General features: G+C 33.9%; 25 protein-coding genes. 19 read left to right on the forward strand and 6 right to left on the reverse strand.

The window, feature by feature from the left end:
* Positions 1 to 2: 2 nt before the first annotated feature.
* Positions 3 to 2,633 (reverse strand): valine--tRNA ligase, encoded by a 2,631-nt coding sequence (locus ACRHOC_RS00060; protein WP_431156444.1) that lies wholly within the window; start codon positions 2,631 to 2,633, stop codon positions 3 to 5.
* Positions 2,634 to 2,819: 186 nt separating this feature from the next.
* Here ACRHOC_RS00060 and ACRHOC_RS00065 point away from each other — a divergent pair, with 186 nt between their 5' ends.
* The gene (locus ACRHOC_RS00065) at positions 2,820 to 3,248 is read left to right on the forward strand and encodes a DUF1573 domain-containing protein (protein ID WP_431156445.1); all 429 of its coding nucleotides are present in this window, start codon (positions 2,820 to 2,822) and stop codon (positions 3,246 to 3,248) included.
* A 29-nt stretch (positions 3,249 to 3,277) separates the two neighbouring features.
* Here the strand turns inward: ACRHOC_RS00065 and ACRHOC_RS00070 are convergent, their stop codons facing one another.
* Positions 3,278 to 4,606 (reverse strand): aspartyl protease family protein, encoded by a 1,329-nt coding sequence (locus ACRHOC_RS00070; protein WP_431156446.1) that lies wholly within the window; start codon positions 4,604 to 4,606, stop codon positions 3,278 to 3,280.
* Between the two features lie 141 nt (positions 4,607 to 4,747).
* Between ACRHOC_RS00070 and ACRHOC_RS00075 the strand changes: the two genes are divergently transcribed.
* From ACRHOC_RS00075 to ACRHOC_RS00090, 4 genes are all read left to right on the forward strand, one after another.
* The gene (locus tag ACRHOC_RS00075; protein ID WP_431156447.1) at positions 4,748 to 5,938 is read left to right on the forward strand and encodes a pyridoxal phosphate-dependent aminotransferase; all 1,191 of its coding nucleotides are present in this window, start codon (positions 4,748 to 4,750) and stop codon (positions 5,936 to 5,938) included.
* Positions 5,938 to 6,951, forward strand: coding sequence for a UDP-N-acetylmuramate dehydrogenase (murB, locus tag ACRHOC_RS00080; protein ID WP_431156448.1), 1,014 nt, complete (start codon positions 5,938 to 5,940; stop codon positions 6,949 to 6,951). Before ACRHOC_RS00075 ends, murB begins: the two co-directional genes overlap by 1 nt.
* Positions 6,952 to 7,137: 186 nt before the next feature.
* Complete coding sequence (locus tag ACRHOC_RS00085) at positions 7,138 to 7,671, forward strand: RNA polymerase sigma factor (protein WP_431156449.1); 534 nt, start codon at positions 7,138 to 7,140, stop codon at positions 7,669 to 7,671.
* 11 nt (positions 7,672 to 7,682) lie between these two features.
* Positions 7,683 to 8,474 carry an RNA polymerase subunit sigma-70 gene (locus tag ACRHOC_RS00090; protein ID WP_431156450.1) on the forward strand — a complete coding sequence of 264 codons (792 nt, stop codon included), beginning with the start codon at positions 7,683 to 7,685 and terminating at the stop codon, positions 8,472 to 8,474.
* Positions 8,475 to 8,527: 53 nt separating this feature from the next.
* On the opposite strand, the gene aqpZ is transcribed toward ACRHOC_RS00090, so the two are convergent.
* Complete coding sequence (gene aqpZ / locus ACRHOC_RS00095) at positions 8,528 to 9,214, reverse strand: aquaporin Z (RefSeq protein ID WP_431156451.1); 687 nt, start codon at positions 9,212 to 9,214, stop codon at positions 8,528 to 8,530.
* Between the two features lie 123 nt (positions 9,215 to 9,337).
* On the opposite strand from aqpZ, the gene ACRHOC_RS00100 reads away from it, so the two are divergent.
* The 7 genes from ACRHOC_RS00100 to ACRHOC_RS00130 are packed head-to-tail and all read left to right on the forward strand — an operon-like array spanning position 9,338 to position 16,648.
* Entirely contained in the window at positions 9,338 to 9,541 is a 204-nt protein-coding gene (locus tag ACRHOC_RS00100) for a membrane or secreted protein (protein ID WP_431156452.1), read from the forward strand.
* Between the two features lie 6 nt (positions 9,542 to 9,547).
* Complete coding sequence (locus ACRHOC_RS00105) at positions 9,548 to 10,660, forward strand: glycosyltransferase (protein ID WP_431156453.1); 1,113 nt, start codon at positions 9,548 to 9,550, stop codon at positions 10,658 to 10,660.
* The gene (locus tag ACRHOC_RS00110; protein ID WP_431156454.1) at positions 10,651 to 11,196 is read left to right on the forward strand and encodes an RNA polymerase sigma factor; all 546 of its coding nucleotides are present in this window, start codon (positions 10,651 to 10,653) and stop codon (positions 11,194 to 11,196) included. The genes ACRHOC_RS00105 and ACRHOC_RS00110 overlap by 10 nt, the downstream gene beginning before the upstream one ends.
* Positions 11,196 to 12,440, forward strand: a complete 1,245-nt coding sequence (locus tag ACRHOC_RS00115) for an Nramp family divalent metal transporter (RefSeq protein WP_431156455.1) — start codon at positions 11,196 to 11,198, stop codon at positions 12,438 to 12,440. The genes ACRHOC_RS00110 and ACRHOC_RS00115 overlap by 1 nt, the downstream gene beginning before the upstream one ends.
* 49 nt (positions 12,441 to 12,489) lie before the next feature.
* Positions 12,490 to 13,362, forward strand: coding sequence for a lipoyl synthase (gene lipA, locus ACRHOC_RS00120; protein WP_431156456.1), 873 nt, complete (start codon positions 12,490 to 12,492; stop codon positions 13,360 to 13,362).
* Positions 13,362 to 14,360 (forward strand): type I glyceraldehyde-3-phosphate dehydrogenase, encoded by a 999-nt coding sequence (gap, locus tag ACRHOC_RS00125; protein WP_431156457.1) that lies wholly within the window; start codon positions 13,362 to 13,364, stop codon positions 14,358 to 14,360. The genes lipA and gap overlap by 1 nt, the downstream gene beginning before the upstream one ends.
* A gap of 47 nt (positions 14,361 to 14,407) precedes the next feature.
* Positions 14,408 to 16,648: an ATP-binding protein gene (locus tag ACRHOC_RS00130; protein ID WP_431156458.1), complete on the forward strand. Its 2,241-nt coding sequence runs from the start codon at positions 14,408 to 14,410 to the stop codon at positions 16,646 to 16,648.
* Here ACRHOC_RS00130 and lpxK read toward each other — a convergent pair.
* Entirely contained in the window at positions 16,645 to 17,643 is a 999-nt protein-coding gene (lpxK, locus tag ACRHOC_RS00135; protein ID WP_431156459.1) for a tetraacyldisaccharide 4'-kinase, read from the reverse strand. The genes ACRHOC_RS00130 and lpxK overlap by 4 nt on opposite strands.
* A gap of 40 nt (positions 17,644 to 17,683) precedes the next feature.
* Between lpxK and ACRHOC_RS00140 the strand changes: the two genes are divergently transcribed.
* The 3 genes from ACRHOC_RS00140 to msrA all read left to right on the forward strand — a co-directional run bounded on the left by ACRHOC_RS00140 (position 17,684) and on the right by msrA (position 20,356).
* The gene (locus ACRHOC_RS00140; RefSeq protein ID WP_431156460.1) at positions 17,684 to 18,778 is read left to right on the forward strand and encodes a Nif3-like dinuclear metal center hexameric protein; all 1,095 of its coding nucleotides are present in this window, start codon (positions 17,684 to 17,686) and stop codon (positions 18,776 to 18,778) included.
* A 2-nt stretch (positions 18,779 to 18,780) separates the two neighbouring features.
* Entirely contained in the window at positions 18,781 to 19,566 is a 786-nt protein-coding gene (locus ACRHOC_RS00145) for a zinc ribbon domain-containing protein (protein ID WP_431156461.1), read from the forward strand.
* 127 nt (positions 19,567 to 19,693) lie between these two features.
* Positions 19,694 to 20,356: a peptide-methionine (S)-S-oxide reductase MsrA gene (gene msrA / locus ACRHOC_RS00150; RefSeq protein WP_431156462.1), complete on the forward strand. Its 663-nt coding sequence runs from the start codon at positions 19,694 to 19,696 to the stop codon at positions 20,354 to 20,356.
* A 26-nt stretch (positions 20,357 to 20,382) separates the two neighbouring features.
* Here msrA and ACRHOC_RS00155 read toward each other — a convergent pair whose 3' ends face one another.
* Complete coding sequence (locus tag ACRHOC_RS00155) at positions 20,383 to 21,183, reverse strand: class I SAM-dependent methyltransferase (RefSeq protein WP_431156463.1); 801 nt, start codon at positions 21,181 to 21,183, stop codon at positions 20,383 to 20,385.
* 69 nt (positions 21,184 to 21,252) lie between these two features.
* Between ACRHOC_RS00155 and ACRHOC_RS00160 the strand changes: the two genes are divergently transcribed.
* Positions 21,253 to 21,903 (forward strand): hypothetical protein, encoded by a 651-nt coding sequence (locus tag ACRHOC_RS00160; protein WP_431156464.1) that lies wholly within the window; start codon positions 21,253 to 21,255, stop codon positions 21,901 to 21,903.
* A 144-nt stretch (positions 21,904 to 22,047) separates the two neighbouring features.
* Here ACRHOC_RS00160 and ACRHOC_RS00165 read toward each other — a convergent pair whose 3' ends face one another.
* On the reverse strand, positions 22,048 to 22,467 hold the full coding sequence (locus ACRHOC_RS00165; RefSeq protein ID WP_431156465.1) for a (4Fe-4S)-binding protein: 420 nt from the start codon (positions 22,465 to 22,467) through the stop codon (positions 22,048 to 22,050).
* Between the two features lie 107 nt (positions 22,468 to 22,574).
* Between ACRHOC_RS00165 and kynU the strand changes: the two genes are divergently transcribed.
* Genes kynU through ACRHOC_RS00180 form a run of 3 tightly spaced genes read left to right on the forward strand, consistent with a single transcriptional unit; the run spans position 22,575 to position 25,668 of the window.
* The gene (gene kynU / locus ACRHOC_RS00170; protein ID WP_431156466.1) at positions 22,575 to 23,846 is read left to right on the forward strand and encodes a kynureninase; all 1,272 of its coding nucleotides are present in this window, start codon (positions 22,575 to 22,577) and stop codon (positions 23,844 to 23,846) included.
* Complete coding sequence (locus tag ACRHOC_RS00175) at positions 23,839 to 25,257, forward strand: FAD-dependent oxidoreductase (RefSeq protein WP_431156467.1); 1,419 nt, start codon at positions 23,839 to 23,841, stop codon at positions 25,255 to 25,257. Before kynU ends, ACRHOC_RS00175 begins: the two co-directional genes overlap by 8 nt.
* A gap of 6 nt (positions 25,258 to 25,263) precedes the next feature.
* Positions 25,264 to 25,668, forward strand: a complete 405-nt coding sequence (locus ACRHOC_RS00180; RefSeq protein ID WP_431156468.1) for a RidA family protein — start codon at positions 25,264 to 25,266, stop codon at positions 25,666 to 25,668.
* The last annotated feature ends 6 nt before the right edge of the window (positions 25,669 to 25,674 follow it).

The raw sequence follows: 25,674 nt of genomic DNA on the forward strand, positions 1-25,674 counted from the left end.
ATTTAGTTGCTCAAACTCGAAAGGCTAGTTTTTATAGTTTCAATCTTAGCTTTTGCGTCGGCTTCCTTTTTACGTTCTGATGCCACAACCTGTTCAGGTGCATTATTAACAAAACGCTCATTTGAAAGTTTCTTCTGAACAGATTTTAAAAATCCTTCAGTATAAGACAACTCTTCCGTAAGTTTTTTAAGCTCAGCTTCCACGTCGATACTGCCTGCCATAGGAATAAAATACTCATTGGACTTTGCTCTAAATGTTAAGGCGCCATCTACTGCCTTATCGACACCATCAAACTGACTTAGATTTCCTAGTTTGATTATAACGGCATTAAAGGTATCCTTACTCTGCTCGTTATTAATAAAAAGACATTCGATCTTTTCTTTAAAAGGAATGTTCTTTTGTTTTCTAATATTTCTAATGCCTGAAATTACTTCTGCGGCAAAATCAAATTCAGCAATAATACCCTCATTAACATCAGTTTTTTCAGGCCATCTTGAGATAATCAGTGCTTCTTCCGGCTCACGTTCTTCTATATATTGCCAAATCTCTTCGGTTAAGAACGGCATAAAAGGATGAAGAATTTTTAGAAGATCTTCAAAAATGGATATTACACCATCTAAAGTTTTTTTGTCTATTGGTTGTTGATATGCTGGCTTAATCATTTCTAATGTCCAGCCACAAAAGTCATCCCATATTAATTTATAGGTTGCCATTAGGGCATCACTTAACCTGTACTTACTAAAATGATCTTCGATCTCTAGTAAAGTCTTTTGAAATTTAGATTCGAACCATTCTAAGGCAATTTTACTCGAGGTTGGTTGCGCTATCGCTTCGTCTACATCCCAACCTTTTATAAGTCTAAAAGCATTCCAAATTTTATTAGCAAACTTCTTTCCTTGATCACATAATTCCTCATCAAACAAAAGGTCATTACCTGCTGCAGAGCTTAAAAGTAGTCCAACTCTAACACCATCAGCGCCATATTGTTCTATGAGCTTCAATGCATCAGGAGAATTTCCTAATGACTTAGACATTTTACGCCTTTGTTTATCCCTAACTAAACCAGTTAGGTAAACATTTTCAAAAGGTCTTTCATTTTTATATTCATATCCAGCAACAATCATCCTGGCTACCCAGAAAAATAAAATATCAGGCCCTGTTACCAAATCATTAGTTGGGTAGTAGTATTTTATTTCTTCATTTTCAGGATTACGTATACCATCAAATACACTCATTGGCCACAACCAAGAAGAAAACCATGTATCTAATGCATCCTTATCTTGACGTATATCTTCTTTTGAAATTGATATCCCTTTTTCATTAATCTGAGAATAGGCTTCATCTAAATTATTAGCTACCACAAAATCGTTCTTACCATCACCATAATAGTAGGCCGGAATTTGTTGTCCCCAATATAACTGGCGGGAAATATTCCAATCTCGAATATTCTCCATCCAATGTCTATATGTGTTTTCAAATTTCTTTGGAAAAAGCTTTACTTCTCCAGTTTGCAATACGGCTTCCAAGGCTGGTTTAGCTAAATCTGTCATTTTTAAAAACCACTGATCACTAAGTCTTGGCTCGATTACAGCTTTTGTACGCTCAGAGGTTCCTACCTTATTAATGTAATTTTCAGTTTTTACCAATTGCCCTATTTCTTCGAGCTCCTTTGCTATTGCTATTCTAACAGCAAATCGGTCCTTACCTTCATAATGCAATCCAAAACTATTTAGGGATGCATCCTCATTAAAAATGTCTATAACCTCTAAATCATGCTTATCACCCAGAACTTTATCATTTTCATCATGAGCTGGTGTTACCTTAAGACAACCCGTTCCAAATTCTATGTCAACGTATTCATCTTCTATAATTGGAATAACTCTACCACAAATAGGAACAATAGCTTTTTTACCCTTCAAATGCTCAAAACGTTCATCATTAGGATTGATACAAATCGCGGTATCTCCGAAAATGGTCTCTGGTCTGGTAGTTGCAATCGTTAACGTTTCGTCACTACCTTCAATTTTGTATTGTAAATAATAAAGAAGTCCTTGTTTTTCAACATATTCAACTTCTTCGTCAGATAAAGTAGTTTTTGCTTCTGGATCCCAATTTACCATTCTATATCCACGATAAATTAGGCCTTTGTTATAAAGGTCAATAAACACACTTATTACTGCTTCTGACATATCCTCATCCATAGTAAATTTAGTGCGTCGCCAATCGCAAGAACATCCTAATTTTTTTAACTGCTCTAGAATAACTCCTCCATACTCATGCGTCCAATCCCAAGCATGTTTTAAAAATTCATCTCTCGTAAGATCATTTTTATCAATACCATCTTCTTTTAATTTTGCAACCACCTTAGCCTCAGTTGCTATCGAAGCATGGTCTGTCCCAGGTACCCAACACGCGTTTTTACCTAATAATCTCGCACGTCTTATCAATACATCTTGAATCGTATTATTTAGCATATGTCCCATATGTAATATTCCTGTCACATTTGGTGGCGGAATAACAATAGTATATGGTTCTCTGTCATCTGGTTTGGAATGAAAAAACTCATTATCCATCCAGTAGTCATACCATTTCTTTTCTACTGACAATGCGTTATATTTCGATGGGATTTCCATGTTTTGGTATTGTTTTTGCTAAGTAACTGACAAAAGTACTTATATTTCTTTTTTTGAAAAATTATTAGTCCATATATATGTATTCAAGTTTTGAAATACTGTTAAATAGAATGCATTACGTCTAATTAATTTTGAGGAGATTAAAAAAGTAAGTAGCTTTGATTATATCAATTTAAAATTTAAATGATGAAAAAATTAGTAGCAATTTTGTTTGTAGGTGTAATGAGTCTAGGCCTTTATGCACAAGACAAAAAAGTAGCAAAGATTGAATTTAAGACAGAAATTATTGATTATGGCACAATAGAAAAGGGTGCTGATGGTGTAAGAGTTTTTGAATTTACAAATACTGGAAATGCTCCATTAATAATCTCAAACGTAAAATCTACTTGTGGTTGTACAGTACCAAAGAAACCTAAAGGTCCTATTATGCCTGGTGAAACTGGTGAGATTGAGGTAAAGTATGATACCAAAAGAGTTAACCCAATTAGAAAAACAATTACAGTAATTTCTAATGCTGAGCGTCCTACTGTGGCGTTAAAAATTAAAGGTCTTGTTGTTGATCCTGATAAAACAAGTGTATTAGAAAAGAAAAGTAAAAGTATGATCGAGCAATAAATTTGATCACATTATAAAGATATGAGCTCTCAATTTGAGGGCTCATTTTTTTTGAAGGCATCATCTAATTTAAACCTAAAGGACATACTCTTACCATCTCGCTCAACGCGCAATCGAATTTGTTTCCCTGTTTTACCATGAAATATCCTGTTGATTTCAGGTAACTTATAATCGTAAGCATGTTTACCATTAATATTTATTAAAATATCACCAACCCTAAGTCCCGATAGAAAGGCATTAGACGATTTTCTAAGTTCTACAATCTTATAAGCCGGCTTTAATTTCATTATGTAGTTAATCGAAAAATTAATCTGAACCGAATTGTTGTTATTATTATCACTGTAATTATCATAGGATGGCATTCTTATTTCTTCCTTCACAAACATAGATCCATTATGCTCTAATACTATACCACTATTATTATAAGTAAAGGGATCCTTAAAAAAACTATTCTTTCTTAAATACAATTTCTCATTGGAGTAATCAAAAAACATATTGAAACGCTTTAATATATCACCTCCTAGACTTCCGTTTCTTTCCTTGTAAATTTTAGTCTTGTCTATCGAGAGCGAATCAGGAAAGGCGACATTTGCTTTAGGTAAATTAAAATCGCTTATTGTGAAATTTTCCACTTTAGAACGATCGCCATAAACAGAACCACTTAAACCTTGACCCAAATAATCTACAAATTTCATATCTGGCCTTACCGTAATGTTTTTATCCATATCTTCAAATAACCATAAGGCATCGCTACTACCAGTATCAATTAATAACTTCACATCAATTTCTTCTGAATCTATAATGACTTTAGTATCTACAAATGGCTTTTTACCATGAATTGTCATTGGCAATGTTCGCCACTTTTTTGAAGTTTTAGGCTCAAAATCCTCAGTATTATGAAGCTTTAAATACTTGCCTGTATAATTAATCTCAACTACAAAATCTTTAAACACATCATAACCGATTATGCCATGTACTAAAAACCCTATTCTTGGAGTGAAATTTATAGCATCATCAAAGACAACAAATAAATCCTGATTATCACTTATGGCATTACCAATTTTAAATTTATTCTCTGTTGATCGCAACGCCTTTAATTTACCCTCTGCTCCAAGTCCATGTAAGTAAAATGTTTTTGCGTTTTTAAGGTCTAAAGAATCTTTATCGGACAAATTAAAAAGTATCGGCTTGCTTACTCCTGTGTCTAAGACGAAAGACAGCTCTACACCATTCACTTCTATGGGAATAATAATGAGATTACTAATAAACTCAAAGTCTATTCTATTACTACTCTTTTCCTTTAAAACAAATTTCCCTTGTGCATTTAAAACAAAAGCACCAAGCAGAAGCAAAGACAATATTGTTTTTTGGATGAAAGGTTTCAAGATTGATGTAATTTATTTTAAGTTACAAATCTTTAACTTATAACATTTTTTATGAGTAATTTTTTAAATAAACTTTAAGAAATTTAAGACCTTTGTATCTTAAAGTTATAATGAATGCCAACGATTTCTTCAAAAGGTTTTAAAATGCCTCAATCACCAATTAGAAAATTGGTACCATACGCTGAGGAAGCACATAAACAAGGGAAGACTGTGTATTATTTAAACATTGGCCAACCCGATATTAAAACTCCTGCCATAGCTCTTGATGCTGTAAAGGTACATTCCCTAGATATTTTAGCATATTCTAGATCTGAAGGTTCAGAAGAGTATAGAAAAAAAATTGCCCAATACTATGATCGCAACGCCATTAGTATATCTTATGAAGATATTATTGTAACAACTGGCGGTAGTGAAGCTTTACTTTTTGCTTTTGGTAGCATCATGGACGAGGATGATGAGATTATTATTCCTGAGCCATTTTATGCTAATTACAATGGGTTCTCTACGGCATCAGGTATTAATGTAGTTCCAGTAATTTCTAAAATTGAAGACAATTTTGCATTGCCACCAATTGAAGAATTTGAGAAGTTAATTACGCCAAAAACAAAGGCTATTCTTATTTGTAATCCTGGAAATCCAACAGGCTATTTATACTCTAAGGAAGAAATTAAAAAACTTGCTTCTATTGTAAAAAAACATGATCTGTTCTTAATAGCAGATGAAGTTTATAGAGAGTTTGTTTATGATGGTGTTCAGCATTATTCGGTTTTACAAGAACCTGGATTAGAAGACCATGCTATCGTTGTTGATTCGGTTTCGAAACGATACAGTATGTGTGGCGCTAGAATTGGCTATCTCGTATCAAAAAACAAGGAGGTAATACAAACTGCATTAAAATTTGCACAAGCACGATTAAGTCCTCCAACCTTAGCCCAAATCGCAAGTGAGGCCGCCTTAGATACACCTCAAAGTTATTTCGATGATGTCATTGACGAATATGTGAAAAGAAGGGATCTTCTTGTGAGTGAGCTGGAAAAAATTGAAGGTGTTAAGGTTGCAAGACCAAATGGTGCATTTTATTGCATCGCCGAATTGCCGATTAAAAACTCTGACCATTTTGCACAATGGCTTTTAGAATCTTTTGATTATGATAATAATACGGTAATGGTTGCTCCAGCAGCAGGTTTTTATTCTACACCTGGTGTAGGACAAAATCAAATTAGAATTGCCTACGTATTAAATGAAGATAGTTTAAGAACTGCTGTTAAAGTTCTTTCTGAAGCGCTTAAAATCTATAAGGATTAATGAAAATTCAAAAAAATATTTCATTAAAACCATTCAATACTTTTGGCATTGATGTTAATGCTAGTAATTACTGTGACATTAGGTCTAATGATGAGCTTATTTCATGCCTCGATTCTATTCCTGAAAAGGAAATAGTTATTCTTGGTGGCGGCAGCAATATGCTACTCACTAAGGATATAGATGCCTTAGTAATACATTTAAATCTTAAGAGTATAACTGTAGAAGAAGAGAATGACGATTCTGTTATCGTTAAGGCTCTTGCAGGAGAGAATTGGCACGAATTTGTATTGTGGTGCTTAGACAATGATTTTGGAGGCGTAGAAAATTTATCCCTAATACCAGGAAATATTGGTACTGCACCCATACAAAATATTGGTGCTTATGGTGTTGAGCTTAAAGATGTTTTTGTGAGTTGTGAAGCTTTAGAAATAGAAACGAAACAGATCAAAACATTTACGGCTTCAGATTGTCAGTTTGGCTATAGAGACTCTATATTTAAGAATAGCCATAAAGGAAAATACATCATTATAAGCGTAAATATTAAACTTAGTAAAAAGAATCACACACTTCATCTAGACTATGGTGCCATTAAAGACCAATTAAAAGAATCTGGAATTTTAAGTCCAACAATTAAGGATGTCTCTGAGGCTGTAATCGCTATAAGGCAAAATAAGTTACCTGATCCTAAAAAGATAGGAAACAGTGGTAGCTTTTTTAAGAACCCAGTAATATCAGTTGAATTATTTAAAGCATTACAGAATAACTTTGATGATGTCCCTCACTACAAGATTTCTGAAAGCGAAATAAAAGTTCCTGCAGGTTGGTTAATCGAAAAAGCGGGATTTAAAGGAAAAAGATTTAACAATTATGGTGTTCATAAAAATCAAGCCTTAGTGCTAGTTAATTATGGTGGTGCTAAAGGGGAAGATATTTATAAATTGGCTTTATTAATTAAATCAACCGTAAAACGCCTTTTTAACATAGACATAGAGCCTGAAGTGAACGTTATATAAAACAAAAACCACATTGCTACCAGTGGCTTTTGAATCTAGAATAATTTTATAATATGCTATTAATCAGTCTCTTATAAAAAAGTAATTATTCTAAAAAATTATAACATCGATACTACTAAAAGTGTATTTGCCTATATTTACGCATTGAATATCAATTACGGATGTTTAAAAAAATAATTTAACACTTTGAGTATAACGCCTACAGAGAAAAAGATCATCGAATTACTTCAAAAGGAAGACCAACGTGCTTTGAATTTACTTTATGAGCATTACTCAAGTAGTCTGTATGGTGTCATTTTAAAAATTACAATTAACGAAGAAATTGCCGAAGATGCCTTGCAAGAAACCTTTGTAAAGGTTTGGAAAAATGCAAGAAAGTATGACCCAAGTAAGGCTAAATTATTTACTTGGCTGTTTCGAATAGCACGTAATACAGCCATTGACAAACTTAGAAGTTTCAATAATCGATTTCAAAAAGAAGTCCAAATTGACACTTCGAACGTATATATCTTACCTTCTAGCAATTTGAACCAAGATGTTTTAGATATAAAAGAGCATGTTGGCCGGCTAGAAGAAAAGTACCAGGTGGTGTTAAAAGCCTTATTTTTTGAAGGGATGACCCAACAAGAAGCAAGTGAAGAACTCGATATTCCACTAGGTACGATTAAATCGAGATTAAAAATAGGATTAAGAGAATTGAAAAAAGTCTATGATCCTTAAACAATATTAAAATGGAAAAAGAACTACATAATTTTTTGGAGTCTGACCTGCTAAACAAATATTTAGTTGGTGATACTACAATAAAAGAAACTCAAGAGGTGGAGTATTTTATTTCCAAATACCCTGAGGCATCAGATGCATTTGATAAACTTCAGAAAAATTTAGAAATAATTGCTAAAGCTGGTGCAGTAGATGTACCTAAGCATATTTTAAAGGATATCCTCAATACTCTTGAGGAAGACAACTCACCAAAGGTCATTCAACTTGTGCAACACAAAAAGACACCATGGTATAGTATTGCGGCGAGTGTTGCAGCAATACTATTTGCTGTGACTTCTTTCTTTCTTTATCAGAAAAATCAAAACTTACTAGAAGAGAACAATATTGTTATTGATGAAATTTTTGATTTAAGGGGTGATATTGAAAATAATAACTTAAAATTGGGAGAATTATCGGAGCAATTAATGAAGCTCAACAATCCTGATGCTAAAAAATATGTCATCAATGGAAATGAAAGAGCTAAAAACTTAAAAACCGTTGCCTATATAAATCCGGTTGATAAAACCTCTATGATCGATGTTATTACCTTACCACAATTACCAGAGGAACAACACTATCAGATTTGGGCAGAGTTGCAAGACCGAATGGTGAATCTAGGAATCATTAATGAAGCTGACCGTAAACTTAAGCCAATTCCGTATATGGAAGATGCACTAGCGCTTAGTATTAAAATTGGTAAAAAGGGAGAAGAAACTAACGAAAATAATACAGAGGTTGCAGAAATATCTCTGAAGAATGAGTAATTATAAAGTACAATAAAAAAGGCGCTAAATAGCGCCTTTTTTTATTTTCAATATTATTCTTTTTCGAATAGTACTTTGTGGATAAGCCCACCAATAATTGCACCTACAATCGGTGCTACCCAGAATACCCATACCTGAGCTAAATGACCACCATCTGAAAATAATGCCTGACTTAGAGATCTAGCAGGATTAACCGATGTATTAGATATTGGAATACTTATTAAATGTATAAGTGTTAAAGCTAGCCCTATTGCAATCGGAGCAAAACCTTTAGGTGCTCTAGCATTAGTACTTCCTAAAATAACCAACAAGAAAAATGCGGTTAATACAATTTCTGCAATTAACACTGCTGTTAAACTATAACCATCAGGTGATAAATCACCATACCCATTTGAAGCAAATCCTCCAACGGATTCAAAACCAGATTTACCTGAAATAATTAAATAAAGAACTGAAGCCGCTGCAATGGCACCAACGACCTGTGCTATTATGTAACCTATTAAATCCTTAGCTTCAAATTTACCTCCAGCCCAAAGACCTATAGATACAGCTGGGTTAAAATGTCCACCTGAAATATGACCTACTGCATAAGCCATGGTTAAAACAGTTAAACCAAAAGCTAAAGCTACTCCAGCAAATCCAATACCTAATTCTGGGAAACCAGCGGCAAATATTGCACTACCACAACCACCAAATACCAGCCAAAATGTTCCAAAAAATTCTGCGAAAAGTTTTTTCATAATTGATATAATTAATTAGTTAATATTGTTAATAAGACACACTTAATTTTCTTTAAGTCACAAATCAATGTTTCTAAAAAAATAAAGTAAAAGCGTATCTTTGCACAGTATTAAGGTACGAAAATGAAATTATTACTTCTCACATTAGGATTATTAGCATTGGCTGTAGCAGGTATAGCCATTAAAATTTGGGCAAAAAAAGACGGTGAATTTGCGGGCACTTGCGCAAGCCAAAACCCTATGCTCAATCAAAACGGTGAAGCTTGTGGTTTTTGTGGTAAAACACCAGACCAGTTTAAAGACTGTAAAGAACCTCAACATTCTTAAACTTTAATGAGTTTTACAACTACTCTGCTTACTTTATTAATTATTATAGTTAGTATACAGGTAGGCTACTATCTTATTTTTCTTTTTTCGTTTGGACTAAAAAAAACAGGTAATAAATTAAAACGCAATCTGCCAATATCAGTTATTATTTGTGCTAAAAATGAAGCTGAGAATTTAAAAATTAACCTCCCATACATACTAGATCAAAATCACAGTAATTTTGAGATTGTACTGGTAAACGATAGTTCTTCTGATGATACTTTAGAAGTAATGGAGTCTTTTCAGTCAGAAAACGAGAATGTTACCGTTGTTGATGTAAAAGTAAACGAAGCCTTCTGGGGCAATAAAAAATATGCGCTTACTCTTGGTATTAAGGCATCAAAAAATGATTTTTTGGTTTTTACAGATGCAGATTGCCGACCAGATTCTAATGATTGGTTAGCACATATTTCAGCTTGCTTTTCTAATACAAAATCTATCGTACTCGGCTATGGTGCTTATGACAAGAAAAAGTATTCGTTTCTAAATAAAATTATTAGATATGAGACATTAATTACAGCAATGCAATATTTCTCATACACCAACATTGGAATGCCATATATGGCTGTTGGCAGAAATTTGGCCTACAGAAAAGAAGTCTTTTTTAATAATTCAGGGTTCAACAATCACATGCATATTAAATCAGGTGATGATGACCTTTTTATAAATGAGGTAGCAAATAAATCTAATACAATAGGATGTGTAACAGAAGGAAGTTTCACAATTTCTAGTCCTAAAACTTCCTTTAAAGATTGGATAGCTCAAAAAAGAAGACATATTAGTACTGCAAATCTCTATAAGACCAATCATAAATTAATTCTAGGGCTTTATTATTTAAGTCAACTTATGTTTTGGATATTAGCTTTACTTTGTTTTCTTTTTTATGAAAACTGGCCAATTATATTGGGATTAGTTCTTACTCGGATAATAGTACAATACATAGCAGTAGGTCTAACAGCCAAAAAATTGAAGGAATTGGATTTAATTGTCCTCACACCGATTTTAGATTTATTTTTAGTTATCTCTCAATTATTTATCTTTAGCAATAATCTTATATCTAAACCGAAGCATTGGAAATAGCAGAAGCAATTAAAAAGGCAAAAAAGAATGATCAGATTGCTTTCAATTTTCTTTTAGATACATTTTGGAATGATGTTTATTCTTTTCAATTAAAGCGCACCAAGAACGAAAATGATGCCGAGGATATAACCATTCAGACATTCTCTAAGGCATTCGATAAAATAAGCACTTACAACGAAGATTATAAGTTTAAGACCTGGTTAATTACCATTTCCAAGAATATCCACATCGATCTTATTCGGGCTCAAAAGAAATCGATTCGAAATACCTCAAAAGATAATGAGGAGACCTATTTTGATATTGTCGATGATTCGCCTACTCCAGAAGATAAGATTATTACAGAACAAAATCTTGCGAAACTATTAAGAGACATTAAAAAATTGAAACCGCATTATCAAGAGGTTATTAACTTAAGATTTTTTCAAGAGTTGAGTTATAAGGAAATTTCAGAGGAACTGAAAGAACCAATGAATAATGTGAAGGTTAAACTTTTACGCGCCAAAAAACTTCTTGCAGAAATTATTACTAAGAACTAATGTTCAATGCACTTAAGAAATTAGGACCAGGACTTTTATTTGCAGGCGCTGCAATTGGCGTTTCTCATCTTGTACAATCCACCAGAGCAGGAGCTGATTTTGGTCTAGGTTTACTTTGGGCACTGCTCTTAGTAAACATTTTCAAATATCCATTCTTTCAATTTGGACCTCGTTATGCCGCAGCTACTGGCGAAAATTTACTTCAAGGCTACTATAAACTAGGAAAGGGCTTTCTCATCATTTACTTCATTATAAGTTTAGCGACCATTTTCACCATACAAACTGCAGTTACAATTGTTACCGCTGGTTTAGCGAATTCTTTGTTTGGCGATGTTACACTATTTAATGGTAACTTTTTGGGTGCAACAAGTATTCAGATATGGACACTAGTTATTCTAAGCGTTTGCTTAATATTCTTATTTATAGGCAAGTATAGTACACTCGATAAATTTATTAAAATCATAATAGTCACACTAACCATAAGTACTTTAGTAGCTGTTGGATTTGCAATTAATGGTGCATCAAGTATTATTTCAGTTGCTCAGGTACTGCCAAAAGGCACAGGTGAAATTGCATTTTTAATTGCTTTTATGGGATGGATGCCTGCACCATTAGACATTTCGATTTGGCATTCAATCTGGGCTATAGAAAAGAAAAAGGACCAAGGCCAGTATACTCCAAAATCTGCTCTTCTCGACTTCAATATAGGTTACATAGGTACCATTATTCTTGGAATTGCGTTTTTAACTTTGGGCTATTTGGTTATGTATAATTCTGGTGAATCATTTAGTAATCAAGCAACATCATTCTCTAATCAGTTGATTGATTTATATTCAAAAACCTTAGGTAACTGGGCCTACATTTTTATTGGGATTGCCGCATTAACAACAATGTTTAGCACCACAATTACCACATTAGACGCGTCTCCGAGAGCTATGAATACAAGTCTTCAATTACTGCTAAAAAAAGAGTTTCCTAAAGGGTATCTTTTTTGGATTTTAACCCTTACCATAGGGACATTAGTTATTTTCTTTGCCCTGGCTTCAGAAATGGGTTTATTAATAAAAATTGCTACAATATTATCCTTCATTACAGCACCTTTCTATGCCATAATTAACCTAAAACTCATTACTAGTAAGCACACACCAAAAGAATGGCAGCCTAGATTAGGGCTTCAGATTTTATCTTGGATTGGAGTGCTATTTTTGTTTGGATTTAGTGCCTGGTACTTAGTAACACTGTAAGTATTTTTTATTAATTACTTCGTATCTTTGCTAACTGAAAAGAAAAAGCATGGAAACGAAAGTCGCTTCAAATATTTTACCCGAAAGAAAACCTAAATGGTTACGTGTAAAACTGCCTACAGGAAAAAAATACACAGAGCTTAGAGGATTAGTTGATAAATATAAATTGAATACAATTTGTACGTCTGGAAGCTGTCCAAATATGGGTGAATGTTGGGGAGAAGGTACAGCAACCTTTATGATCTTAGGAAATATTTGTACACGGTCTTGTGGTTTCTGTGGTGTGAAGACTGGGCGACCAGAAACTGTGGATTGGGACGAGCCAGAAAAAGTAGCGCGCTCCATTAAAATTATGCAGATAAAACACGCAGTCTTAACAAGTGTTGACAGAGACGATCTTAAAGATATGGGCAGTATAATGTGGGCTGAGACTGTGAAGGCTGTAAGAAGAATGAATCCAGAAACAACATTAGAAACATTAATCCCAGATTTCCAAGGTATAGAACGTCATATCGATAGAATTATTGAGGTAGCTCCAGAAGTGGTATCACATAATATTGAAACTGTAAGAAGACTAACAAGAGAAGTTCGTATACAAGCCAAATATGATCGAAGTATGGGCGTTTTAAAGTACCTTAAAGCACAAGGACAACGCAGAACTAAATCTGGTATTATGCTTGGACTTGGAGAAGCTAAAGAGGAAGTTATTGAAACACTTCACGATCTAAGAGAAAATGATGTTGATGTTGTTACCATTGGACAATACTTACAACCAAGTAAAAAACATCTACCAGTAAAGCGATTCATCAATCCAGATGAATTTAAAGAATATGAAGAAATAGGTCTTAACCTCGGATTTAGACATGTGGAAAGTAGTGCATTGGTTAGATCCTCTTACAAAGCCCAAAAGCACATAAAATAATGATAACCGTTGCCATTAATGGTTTTGGACGAATAGGGCGTCGGGTGTTTAGACTAGCCCTAGAAAACCCATCTATAAATGTTGTTGGTATTAATGACTTGGCTGATACAAAAACCCTGAGCCATTTACTAAAATACGATAGTATTCATGGTGTACTTAATGGAGATGTGTCTTATGACGATAGGCATATAATTGTAAACGATAAAAAAATCCCATTAACAAACCAAGAACACCCTTCCCTTTTAGATTGGCATACTTTAAAGCCAGATTTTGTTATAGAAGCCACAGGTAAGTTTAAAGACAAAATCACCCTTCTGGATCATATAAAAAATGGTGCTAAAAAAGTTATACTATCAGTGCCACCTTTAGAAGATGATATAAAAACTATTGTTTTAGGCGTTAATGAAGATGAACTTAACGGTACTGAGAATATAATTTCTAACGCTTCCTGTACAACTAATAATGCGGCTCCTATGATTGCTCTTATAAAAGAACATCTAGGAATTAAACAAGCATACATAACGACGGTCCACTCCTACACTACAGATCAAAGTTTACACGATCAACCACATAGAGACTTAAGAAGAGCACGTGCAGCAAGCCAATCCATTGTACCTACTACCACTGGTGCTGCAAAAGCACTTACTAAGATATTTCCAGAACTATCGGATGTTATAGGTGGTTGTGGAATTAGAGTTCCTGTAGCGAATGGATCACTTACCGATATTACCTTAAATGTAAAAAAGCAAACCTCAATAGAAGAGGTTAATAACATCTTCAAATTAGCTTCTGAGAACGCGTATAAAGGAATTTTAGAATACACCGAAGACCCTATCGTTTCTATAGATATTGTAGGAAATCCACATTCTTGCGTATTTGATTCGCAAATGACTTCAGTTATTGGGAACATGGTCAAAATAGTGGGATGGTATGACAATGAAACCGGGTACAGTTCGAGAATTTTGGAATTAATTTGCAATTTATCGAAGAAATCGTAGCTTTTGTCGAATAAATAATTATATTTGTTCAACTAAAGGAAGCTGAAATGTCCCGAATCAAATACTACATATTTGTAATTTTAGCGTGTTTTAATGCTTATTTATCCGCTCAACAAGATACTGTTGAAGACGTGGATATGCTCGCATTGAGATTACAGAATTTTGTCGATCAAGCAAAACTTGAAAGCGACCGAGGCGACTATTATAATGCCAAAGACAACCTCAACAAGGCTTTGGATGTTGCGAAAAAGATAGACGATAAATCGAGTCAAGGTATTATATATACTAAAATTGCGAAAGTTCAATTCTTGGTTAATGAACATGAGCAGGCCACAGTTTCGTTAAACAATGCTTTAAATATTCAAAGAGAAATAGACGATTACGGTAATAGAGCCGTAAGTTATAATATTAAAGGTGTTTTCTTAAGCGCTAAAGAGGATTATGAAAATGCCCTCGATTATTTTAATTCAGCAAAAAATTTATTTGAACAAGAAGGTCTCGAGGAGTATGTATCTGAAGTTACGCTGAACGAGGCAAAGGCCCACATTGCTTTAGAACAATATGATGAAGCGAAAACCTTATTAGATCGCACGATTATACTTGCCAACAAATATGATCAGCAACGACGCTTGAGTAGTGCTTTGATTCAATCGGGTAAAGTTTATTGCGCATTGGATAGTCATGATTTAGCATTAAATCAAGTAGAACAAGGTCTTAACATCGCAGAGGTCAACAATATTATAGAAAACGTCAATACTGCTTATATCACCTTTAGTGAAATCTACAGTAATGATGGTGATTACAAGAGCTCTCTTAATTATTTGAAACGACACATTAAACTGTCAGATTCGCTATTAAATATTAAGAGAGAAAATTTAGCTAATAATATCCCAGGCCAGTACCTCAATGATTACAAGAATGCTGAAAATGAGCAACTTAAGGCACAAATTGAGGAAGTACAATCAGAAAGTGATTTTACTAGAATAACTACAATATTAAGTATAGCATTAATAACAATTCTTTCACTTTTAACGCTATCACTATATAAAAACAATAACATTAGACTTAAGACCAACAATATGCTCCACAAGAAAAATGATGAGCTTATTGTTGCAAAGGAAAAAGCAGAATTAGCATCAAAGACTAAAGCAAACTTCCTGTCGACTGTTACACATGAGTTAAGAACACCATTGTATGCCGTAACTGGTTTAACAGGAATGTTATTAGATGAAGATCCAAAAGAACATCAAATTCCCCATTTAAAATCTTTAAAATTTTCAGGTGACTATCTCCTTACATTCATAAATGACATTCTTCAAATCAATAAAATTGAAGCAAATAAGGTAGAATTAGATCCAGAAAAATTTAACCTCAAAACTAAAATTGAAAATGTAATGTCCGCATTGAGCAATTCGGCCAATGACAACGGAACTAAATTACATTTTGACTACGAAAACGGTCTACCAGAAACTTATTTTGGTGACCAACTTAAGATCTCCCAAATCTTAATTAACCTACTTGGTAATGCTATTAAATTCACAAAAGATGGTGACATCTGGGTTAGAGCGAGCAAAATAGATCAGAAAGACAAGATCTGTACTGTGCGTTTTGAAATTGAAGATAATGGCATTGGTATTACAAAAGAAAAACAAGACCAAATGTTTGAAAGCTTCTCGCAAGGCTCAGTTCAAATTAATAGAAAGTACGGTGGTACTGGTCTTGGTTTATCTATTGTAAAAGGTCTCATTCAGATTCTTAAAGGAAAAATTTACTTGAAGAGTGAACTTGGCAAGGGTACAACTTTCTTCTTTGAAATTCCTTTAGAAATTACTGAGAAAGTAAAAATCGAAGACAAATTAGAAGACAACAAAAAACCAAGTAAAATGGACGGCTTAGACCTAAGTGATGTTAAAATCCTAGTTGTGGAAGACAACAAAATTAACCAAATGATCACCAAGAAAATTCTCAACAAAATGGGCTTACACTGTGATGTTGTAGATAATGGTGAAGCAGCAGTAGAGCAGGTTAAAAAAGTAGAATACAAAGTAGTCTTAATGGATATTCACATGCCTGGAATAAGTGGTTTGGAAGCAACTAAGATTATAAGAACATTTGATAAAGACTTAACCATATTCGCACTGACTGCAGTTACCTTAGAAGATAAGATGCATGAGTTTGGAGAAGCTGGTTTTAACGATATTATTTCAAAACCATTTAAACAAGAAGATTTTGAAAATAAACTTTACGATGTTCTTACTGGTAAAGAGGTTGTTTCTAGTTTCTTTTAATCAGTGTAGTTCTTAATTATTGCTTCAAATTTTGAAGCATCATCAAGTCGAAATCTAATAGGTAAATAAAATAGGTTTTTCTCAAATCCTTTAATACTTTTTAATCTCACAAAGTCCTTTTCAGTTGTAAGGATGAGCTCTTTTTTTAATAAAAGGTCTATTTCATGTGACCTAAAGTTGTGATGATCTGGATATTCGATATGATCAAATGTTAGTCCTTGATTAGTTAAATAATCTACAAGTGGTTTTGGGTTAGCAATTCCAGTAACTAATGTAAATTTTGAGAGAGCTTCTAATTTTAATGCATTATCAGAATTTAAAACAACATCACTATAATCTATATAGCTAAAAAATGCACTTTGCTTATCATTTAAATGTAATCTTTCTAAAATGGTAGCCTTTTCATCCTCATTTAAAGTTGGCTTGCATTTAGTTACAATAACTACGTCAGCACGCTTCCTTCCTACCTGTGGTTCTCTAAGATTCCCAGTAGGTAGCACAAAATCCTTATAATAGGGTTTATCATAAGAGGTAAGTAAAATATTAAATCCAGCTTTTACACGTCTATGTTGAAAAGCATCATCTAGTAAAATGATTTCTGGTGCGTCATTTAGTTTCAATAAACTCTCAATTCCATTTTGTCGGTCTGCATCTACAGCAACCTTTATATCTTGAAATTTATTATGAAATTGATAAGGTTCATCTCCAATAGATTCAACAGTAGAATTTTCACCAGCCAATAAAAAACCTTCCGTATTGCGTTTATAACCTCTGCTTAAAGCCGCAACAGATTTATTCTCCTTTAATAGCGTAATTAAATATTCTATCATTGGTGTTTTACCTGTGCCACCTGTGCTCAAATTACCTACACAGATTACTGGCACATCATAACTTTTAGATTTAAACACACCATAATCAAATAGTTTATTTCTTAGGTAGGTTACTACATAATAAATCGGTACTAAAGGAAATAATATAATTCGGATGAATTTCATTGCTACTAAAATATGCTATTTTTGAAACAAATAACCAATTATGATTATACAAGACGTTATTAATCACCTTCATGAATTAGCACCATTAAACTATGCTGAAGATTTTGACAATGTAGGGTTACTAGTTGGAGATAAAAATCAGGAAGTTAATGGTATTCTTGTAACGCTAGATACACTTGAGTCGGTCGTTGATGAAGCCATAGAGAATAACTGTAATTTAATAGTAAGCTTTCATCCCATAATTTTTAAAGGTCTAAAAAAATTGATAGGTAAAAATTATGTAGAACGTGTTGTGATTAAAGCAATAAAAAATAATATTGCCATTTTCGCAATACATACTGCTTTAGATAATGCTTTTAAAGGTGTTAATTCTATTATTTGTGACCAACTAAATCTTAAAAACAAGCGTATACTTATACCACAAGCCGGTTCTATAAAAAAACTTCAAACCTACGTCCCGACGAGTCATGCCGATTCATTGAGAAATGCACTATTTAAAGCTGGGGCAGGTCGTTTAGGTAATTACGAATCTTGTAGTTTTAATTTTGATGGTGAAGGCACCTATCTTGGTAATGAAAATTCAAATCCAACATTGGGCACAAAAGGAGAATTACATAAAGAAAATGAAACAGCAATTTCAGTGATTTTCAAAAAACATCTTGAGCCTAAGATTGTTAGTACACTATTACAAGAACATCCTTATGAAGAAGTCGCCTACGAAATAATGGTATTGAACAATACCGATGCGAATACAGGTATTGGAATGCTCGGTGAATTGGATGAACCCATGAACGAAGTAGATTGTTTAAAGTGGATTAAAACCACCTTTAATTCGGGCGTCCTTAGACATTCACAACTACAATCGAAGCCAATTAAAAAAATTGCAGTCTTAGGTGGATCTGGTAGTTTCGCAATTGGAGCGGCAAAGGCTTCGGGTGCTGATTTATTTATAACATCAGATTTAAAATATCACGACTTCTTTAGTGCAGAGGATGATATTGTGCTTGCAGACATTGGACATTATGAAAGCGAACAGTTCACAAAATCCTTTTTAGTGGACTATCTCTCGAAAAAAATTACTAGTTTTGCAATCATTTTATCAAAGACAAATACAAATCCGGTTAAGTATTTATAATTATGGCAAAAAAAGCTGAAGTTTCTGTCGAAGAAAGATTGAGAGCACTATATGATTTACAATTAATTGACTCTCGAGTAGACGAAATAAGAAATGTCAGAGGTGAGCTTCCTTTAGAAGTAAGAGATTTAGAAGATGAAGTAGAAGGCCTTACTACACGATTAGAAAAATTAAATGATAGCCTTGCTGTTATCGACGATGAGATTAAGGGGAAGAAGAACTTAATTGAAGAGGCGAAAGCTTTAATCAAAAAATATAGTGAGCAACAAAAGAATGTTAGAAATAACAGAGAATACAACTCATTAACTAAAGAGATTGAATACCAAGAACTTGAGATTCAATTAGCTGAAAAGCACATTAAAGAATTTAAGGTTCAAATTGAGCAGAAAAAAGAAGTTATTTCTGAAACAAAGGATCGTTTAAAAGATCGTAACTCTCACTTAAAACATAAAAAAGGAGAGCTTAACGAAATTCTTAAAGAGACTGAAAAAGAAGAAGAAGCATTACTTGCTAAGTCAGCAGATTTTCAAAAGAAAATAGACGAGCGTTTGGTAAATGCTTATTTAAGAATAAGAAACAATGTAAAGAACGGATTAGCTGTAGTACCAATTGAAAGAGGTGCGTCTGGTGGATCCTTCTTCACTATTCCTCCACAAGTACAAGTTGAAATTGCTTCAAGAAAAAAGGTGATTACCGATGAGCATAGTGGTCGTATACTTGTTGATGCACAACTTGCTGAGGAAGAAAAAGCAAAAATGGATAAATTATTTGCTAAGCTGAGCAAGTAGTTTCTAATTACAATATTTATGAAGCCTTTACGAAATGTAAAGGCTTTTTTATTTAATATAATTTTAAAACTATTCCTATTAAGGAATATTAATTTTGCTCGTCTAATAGGAAAAGAAAAAACAAAAGATGAAGAAATTATTTTTTTTATTAAGCATAGCTGTTTGTTTCAGCTGTCATAACCAAGCACAAGTAAACCCTAAACAACAGGCTGTTATAGATGCAGAACCTGTTGAAGTACCAATTAAAAATGGTAAGGCCAGAGCTTATTTTGCAAGTGGCTGTTTTTGGTGTGTAGAGGCTATTTATGAAAGTGTTAGAGGTGTTGAAGAAGTAATTAGTGGCTATTCTGGTGGATTTACTGAAAACCCAACATATGAGTTAAGTAATACAGGACGTACTGGACACGCTGAGGCCGTTGAAGTAATATATGACCCTAACGTTGTTAACTTCTCTACCTTAGTAGATGTTTATTTTGGTTCTCAAAATCCAACACAAGTTCTAGGGCAAGGACCAGATAGAGGACCTCAATACCGATCAATTATATTTTATCAAAATAGCGATCAAAAGAAAATAATAGAGGCAAAAAAGGAAGCACTCGCTAAAAAACTAGACGCAACAATTGCGGCTGAAGTTTATCCATTTCAAAAGTTCTGGATTGCCGAAGGGTATCATCAAGATTTTGAAAAAAGAAATCCAAATCAGCGTTATGTGAGAGCTGTTTCTATTCCGAGATTAAATAAATTTAAGTCGAAGTTCCCTGAACTACTTAAAGAAAACTCTAAACATTAATATAATGCCTGTTATCAAAACAGGCATTACTTTTTTATTGCTTTTATCTCAAACAGCATTGGGTATAATTGGTTTTCTAATTTATACATACCTGATTCGGTTTTAATTAAATTAGGAAACACATCATAAGGACTTTCATCATACTCATTAAGGTACTCGATCTCTAAACCAGATTCAATGAGTGCGTTTATAACTTCACTCAATCCATGATTCCAACCATACTCTTTGCTTACGATTTTAGAAGATCCATCAGCATAGGTGCCTTCATATTCCTCATATATAACCTCATTTTGATTGTAGTGATACCTCATCTCAGCTTTACCGTCAACATAATCAAACATCCAAAGTATTGGATGAAATTCTACCATATAAAAAACACCTCCTGGTTTTAAGCGTTCCGTAATCATTTTAGCCCAAGGTTTCAAATCGGGCAACCAACCGATAACACCATAACTAGTATAAACAATATCAAATAATTCGGTAACAAAATTCGACGTATCCAGAACGTTACAACACACAAAATTTGCATCGAGCTGAAGTTCCTCATTTAATTGCTCAGCTAGCCTTATTGCTTCATCACTCAAGTCAATACCAACACATTTTGCTCCTAACCTACTCCAACTAAGTGTATCTTGACCAAAATGACATTGAAGATGTAATAGAGATTTCCCTTCAACATGCTCCAATGCACTTAATTCATAAGAATTTAATGAGGTCTTACCATCTTTAAATGCCTGTAAATTATACATCTCACTCTTTGCATGCACCTCAACCTTTTTGTTCCAAGTTTCCTTATTTACCTCAAAATAATTAGTATGCTCATCCATCCTTGCTTAATTTTGTTCTAAATTATAATAAGTTTTAATATGAGATATATTTCTGCAGTACTAATTTGTTTGACATTAATTTTTTCCTGCAAATCAGATAATAATGAGACAAAGTTATCTGAAGAAGAAAAAGAATTGTCTGTAGCTGAAAAAATTGCTAACGCACATGGATTTGAAAACTGGGATAATGTTTCAGAAGTCCAATTCACTTTTAAAGTTGATAGAGATACCGTAAAAGGTAATGGAAGATCTTGGATATGGAAACCCAAAAAGAATGAAATTACAATGACTGTTGGTAACGCTAAAGTAAACTACAAAAGACACGAGATGGACAGTAGTCATATTGGCGCTGACAGAGCTTTTATAAATGATAAATATTGGTTCTTAGTACCTTTTCAACTTGTTTGGGATGCTTCAGCAACACTTTCAGAACCGGTTAAAAAAGAATCACCTTTAAGCAAAGAAACTTTAGACATGATAACCATCACCTATCCGTCTGAAGGTGGCTATACACCTGGAGATGCCTACGACATTTTTTACGATGAGAATTATTTAATTAAAGAATGGGTTTTTAGACAAGGAAATTCTGAGACACCTTCGTTAGCCACAACATTTGAAAACTATCAAGATTTTAATGGAATTAAAGTAGCCATAGATCACAAAAAGGACGAGGGTAAGTGGAATTTAAACTTTGCTGATGTAAGCATAACATTAGACTAACATTTAAATTAAATTTTGGCATTACTTTTGTAACCTACAATGTAAGGTTCGCGTCTTAGTTTCGACTTTAAACGTATATCTTACATTTTCCGCCCTTGGGCGTCTATATATTTTCACCAGCGCTTTGTTAACAAGGCGCTTTTTTTATCCCTTAAATTCATGATTTACGTGTGCACCATCACAATAAGGTTTATTCTGTGATGCGCCACATCTACAAAAAGCAGTGGTTCTATTCTTTGTTTCTTTAGAACCGTCTTTGTGCGTTACGTTTAAGGTTCCATAAACCAAAAGCGGTCCATTTTCTAAAACCTCAACTTGGGTTTCTAACTTCTGAGCTGACTTATCAGACGCATCATTCATATAATAGCTCAACGCACCTGATGGGCACTTCTTAACTGTATTTACCAATTCATCGGTACTTGCAGCATCGATTTTAATCCATGGTCTTTCTTTAGGCTGAAAAACACTTGGCAAGCCTTTGACACACATTGCTGAGTGAATACACTTGTCTGCTTCCCAAACTACTGTAACTTCTCCGTTTGAATACTCTTTTGTTTTGCCCATTTTTATCTCTTTTCCTTAAAGATAATGAATTTTATTGAGCGAAAAATTGGCTTTACTGCCTCATCTTTAATTCTTATTTTTGTTAGCAACCGTAAAATATTTCTGCATTGTACGATTTTAAATCAGGCTTAGAATGCGCGCTTCAGTTAGATAAAGATGATGAACTTTCTCATTTTAGACATCAATTTCATATTCCAAAACATAGCGACGGATCGGATAGTATTTACCTATGCGGCAACTCACTTGGATTACAACCTAAATTAACGCAAGAGTATATATCCCAAGAATTAAATGATTGGGCTAAACTTGGTGTAGAAGGTCATGTTCATGGTAAAAACCCATGGTTATCCTATCATGAGTTGCTTACCGATAAAATGGCAGAAGTTGTAGGTGCAAAACCCATTGAAGTTGTGGTAATGAATACACTTACCACGAATCTTCATTTAATGATGGTATCCTTTTACAGACCCACAAGCAAACGTTATAAAATTCTTATAGAAGGTGATGCCTTCCCTTCAGATAAATATGCGGTAGAATCGCAATTACGTCATCATGGTTTTGATGATAAAGACGGACTGTTGCTTTGGAATTCTCGCGAGGGAGAAGAATTGCTTCGATATGAAGATTTAGAGCAGATCCTGAATAATCATGGTGATGAAATCGCCTTGATTATGATTGGTGGTGTTAATTACTATACAGGGCAATTTTTTGACTTAAAACGCATCACAGAATTAGGTCATAGTTATGGTTGCGTCGTTGGTTTTGACTGTGCTCATGGTGCTGGTAATGTAAATTTAGATTTACATAATTCTGGAGCTGACTTTGCCATATGGTGCAGTTACAAATATCTTAATTCTGGACCAGGAAGTCTCAGTGGTGTTTTTGTGCACGAAAGGCATGCCTACAACAAAGAATTAAACCGTTTTACTGGTTGGTGGAGTCATAATAAAGAAACACGTTTTAAAATGCGTGATGATTTTGATATGTTACCAGGAGCAGAAGGATGGCAACTAAGTAATCCTCCTATTCTATCTATGGCAGCAATAAAAGCATCGTTAGATATTTTTGCTGATGCAGGTATGAATAATCTTATTTCAAAATCTCACAAACTAACTGCTTATTTTGAATTTTTAGCTAATAGTATTGGCAATGACAGCATAAAAATAATTACACCTAAAGATAAAAATGAACGTGGTTGTCAGTTGTCTATTCAGGTGAAAAATGCGGATAGGACACTTCATGATAAACTTACGGAAGCAGGTATAATTAGTGATTGGCGCGAACCAGATGTTATCCGTTGCGCACCTGTCCCACTATATAATTCATTTGAAGATATTTATAACATGGTAGAACGATTAAAGGTAATTTTGAATGGCTAATCAAAAACAAAACATTCTGATAATTGGTGCTGGCTTATGTGGAAGCTTATTAGCGTTACGCATGGGACAGCGAGGTTATAATGTAACAGTTTATGAAATGCGACCAGACTTACGTAAAACCGATATCTCGGCAGGTCGTTCTATTAATTTAGCATTTTCAGATCGTGGTAACAAGGGTATGAAACTCGTTGGTCTAGAAAACAAAGTCAAAGAACTTTGTATACCAATGCATGGACGAATGCTACACGACAAAGATGGAAATACCTTTATGTCTAACTATAGTGGTCGAAACGATGAATATATTAATTCGATTTCTCGTGGAGGACTTAATGCTTTGCTTCTAGATGAAGCCGAAAAGCATCCAAATGTGACTATTCATTTCAATAAAAAATGTAAATCTGTAGATTTTGAAAATACAACTGCACGTTTTAAAGACTACCTAACGGAAGAGGAATTTATTGAAGATGCAGACTGTATTATTGCCACAGATGGTGCAGGATCTGCTTTAAGGAAGAGTTATTATCTTGAAAAGAAATTTTTGTTTAGTTTTTCTCAAGAATATCTTACCCATGGTTATAAAGAGTTGACCATCTTACCTAATGAAAATGGTGAATACAAAACCTTTAAAAACGCCCTGCATATTTGGCCTCGAGGTGACTTTATGGTTATAGCACTGCCAAATTTAGATGGAAGTTTTACCGTTACGCTCTTCTTAAGTTATAATGAAGGCGAATTCAATTTTAATAATCTTACTTCTCCAGAAAAGGTTACTGAATTCTTTAAGAAGGAGTTTCCTGACGCTTTAGAGTTAATGCCAAACTTAGTTGACGATTTCTTCGAAAATCCGACAGCTCCATTAGGAACTGTAAAGTGTTCTCCTTGGCATTATAAAGGTAACACCTTGTTAATGGGAGATTCTGCTCATGCTATCGTTCCTTTTTATGGTCAAGGTATGAATGCTTCATTTGAAGATGTAGTGGAATTTGATGCTGTGCTCGATAAGTTCGAAGGCGATTGGGAAGCCATATTTTCAGAATTTGGGAAGACCCGAAAAAAAGACACAGATGCCATTGCTGATTTGGCTTTAGACAACTTTTATGAAATGAGAGACCATGTTGCCAACCCTATTTTTCAGCAAAAGCGAAAAATAGAAATGGCCTTAGAACAACACTTCCCGAATAACTACTTTTCAAAATATAGTTTAGTTACCTTTAATGAAGATATTGGCTATAGGGAAGCGATGCTTAGAGGACGTGCCCAAGACAAGGCCATACTAAATATGTTAGTAGATAGAGATATAACTACGCCATATGATGATTCAAATATTGCTGAATTACAGCATATTTTGAGAAAAATTAAAGAAGAAACGGAAGCCATTCTTCAAGACGATAGAGTGGCTGGATTACAATAATAAATTATGGATAATAAAAAAGTAACACCACGAGGTGCTTATCCTCACGTAAAACAAGTCGGTGATTTTATTTTTGTTTCTGGTACAAGTTCAAGACGACCAGATAACAGTATAGCTGGTGTTGACATTATTGATGAAATGGGTACCAAGCGCCTTAATATTGAAACGCAAACTCGAGAAGTATTAAAGAACATCGAACGAAATCTGCAAACTGTAGGTGCATCCTTAAAGAATGTAGTAGATGTGACTTCGTTTTTAGTAAACATGAATGATTTTGCAGGTTACAACAAGGCTTATGCTGAGTTTTTTGATAAGGAAACAGGTCCTGCCAGAACTACTGTAGCTGTGCATCAATTACCTCATCCCGATCTAGTAGTTGAGATTAAAGTTATGGCTTACAAGAAATCCTAATCTTAG

Origin of the sequence: Winogradskyella poriferorum, from assembly GCF_050618035.1 — a bacterium.
Lineage (GTDB): Bacteria > Bacteroidota > Bacteroidia > Flavobacteriales > Flavobacteriaceae > Winogradskyella > Winogradskyella poriferorum_A.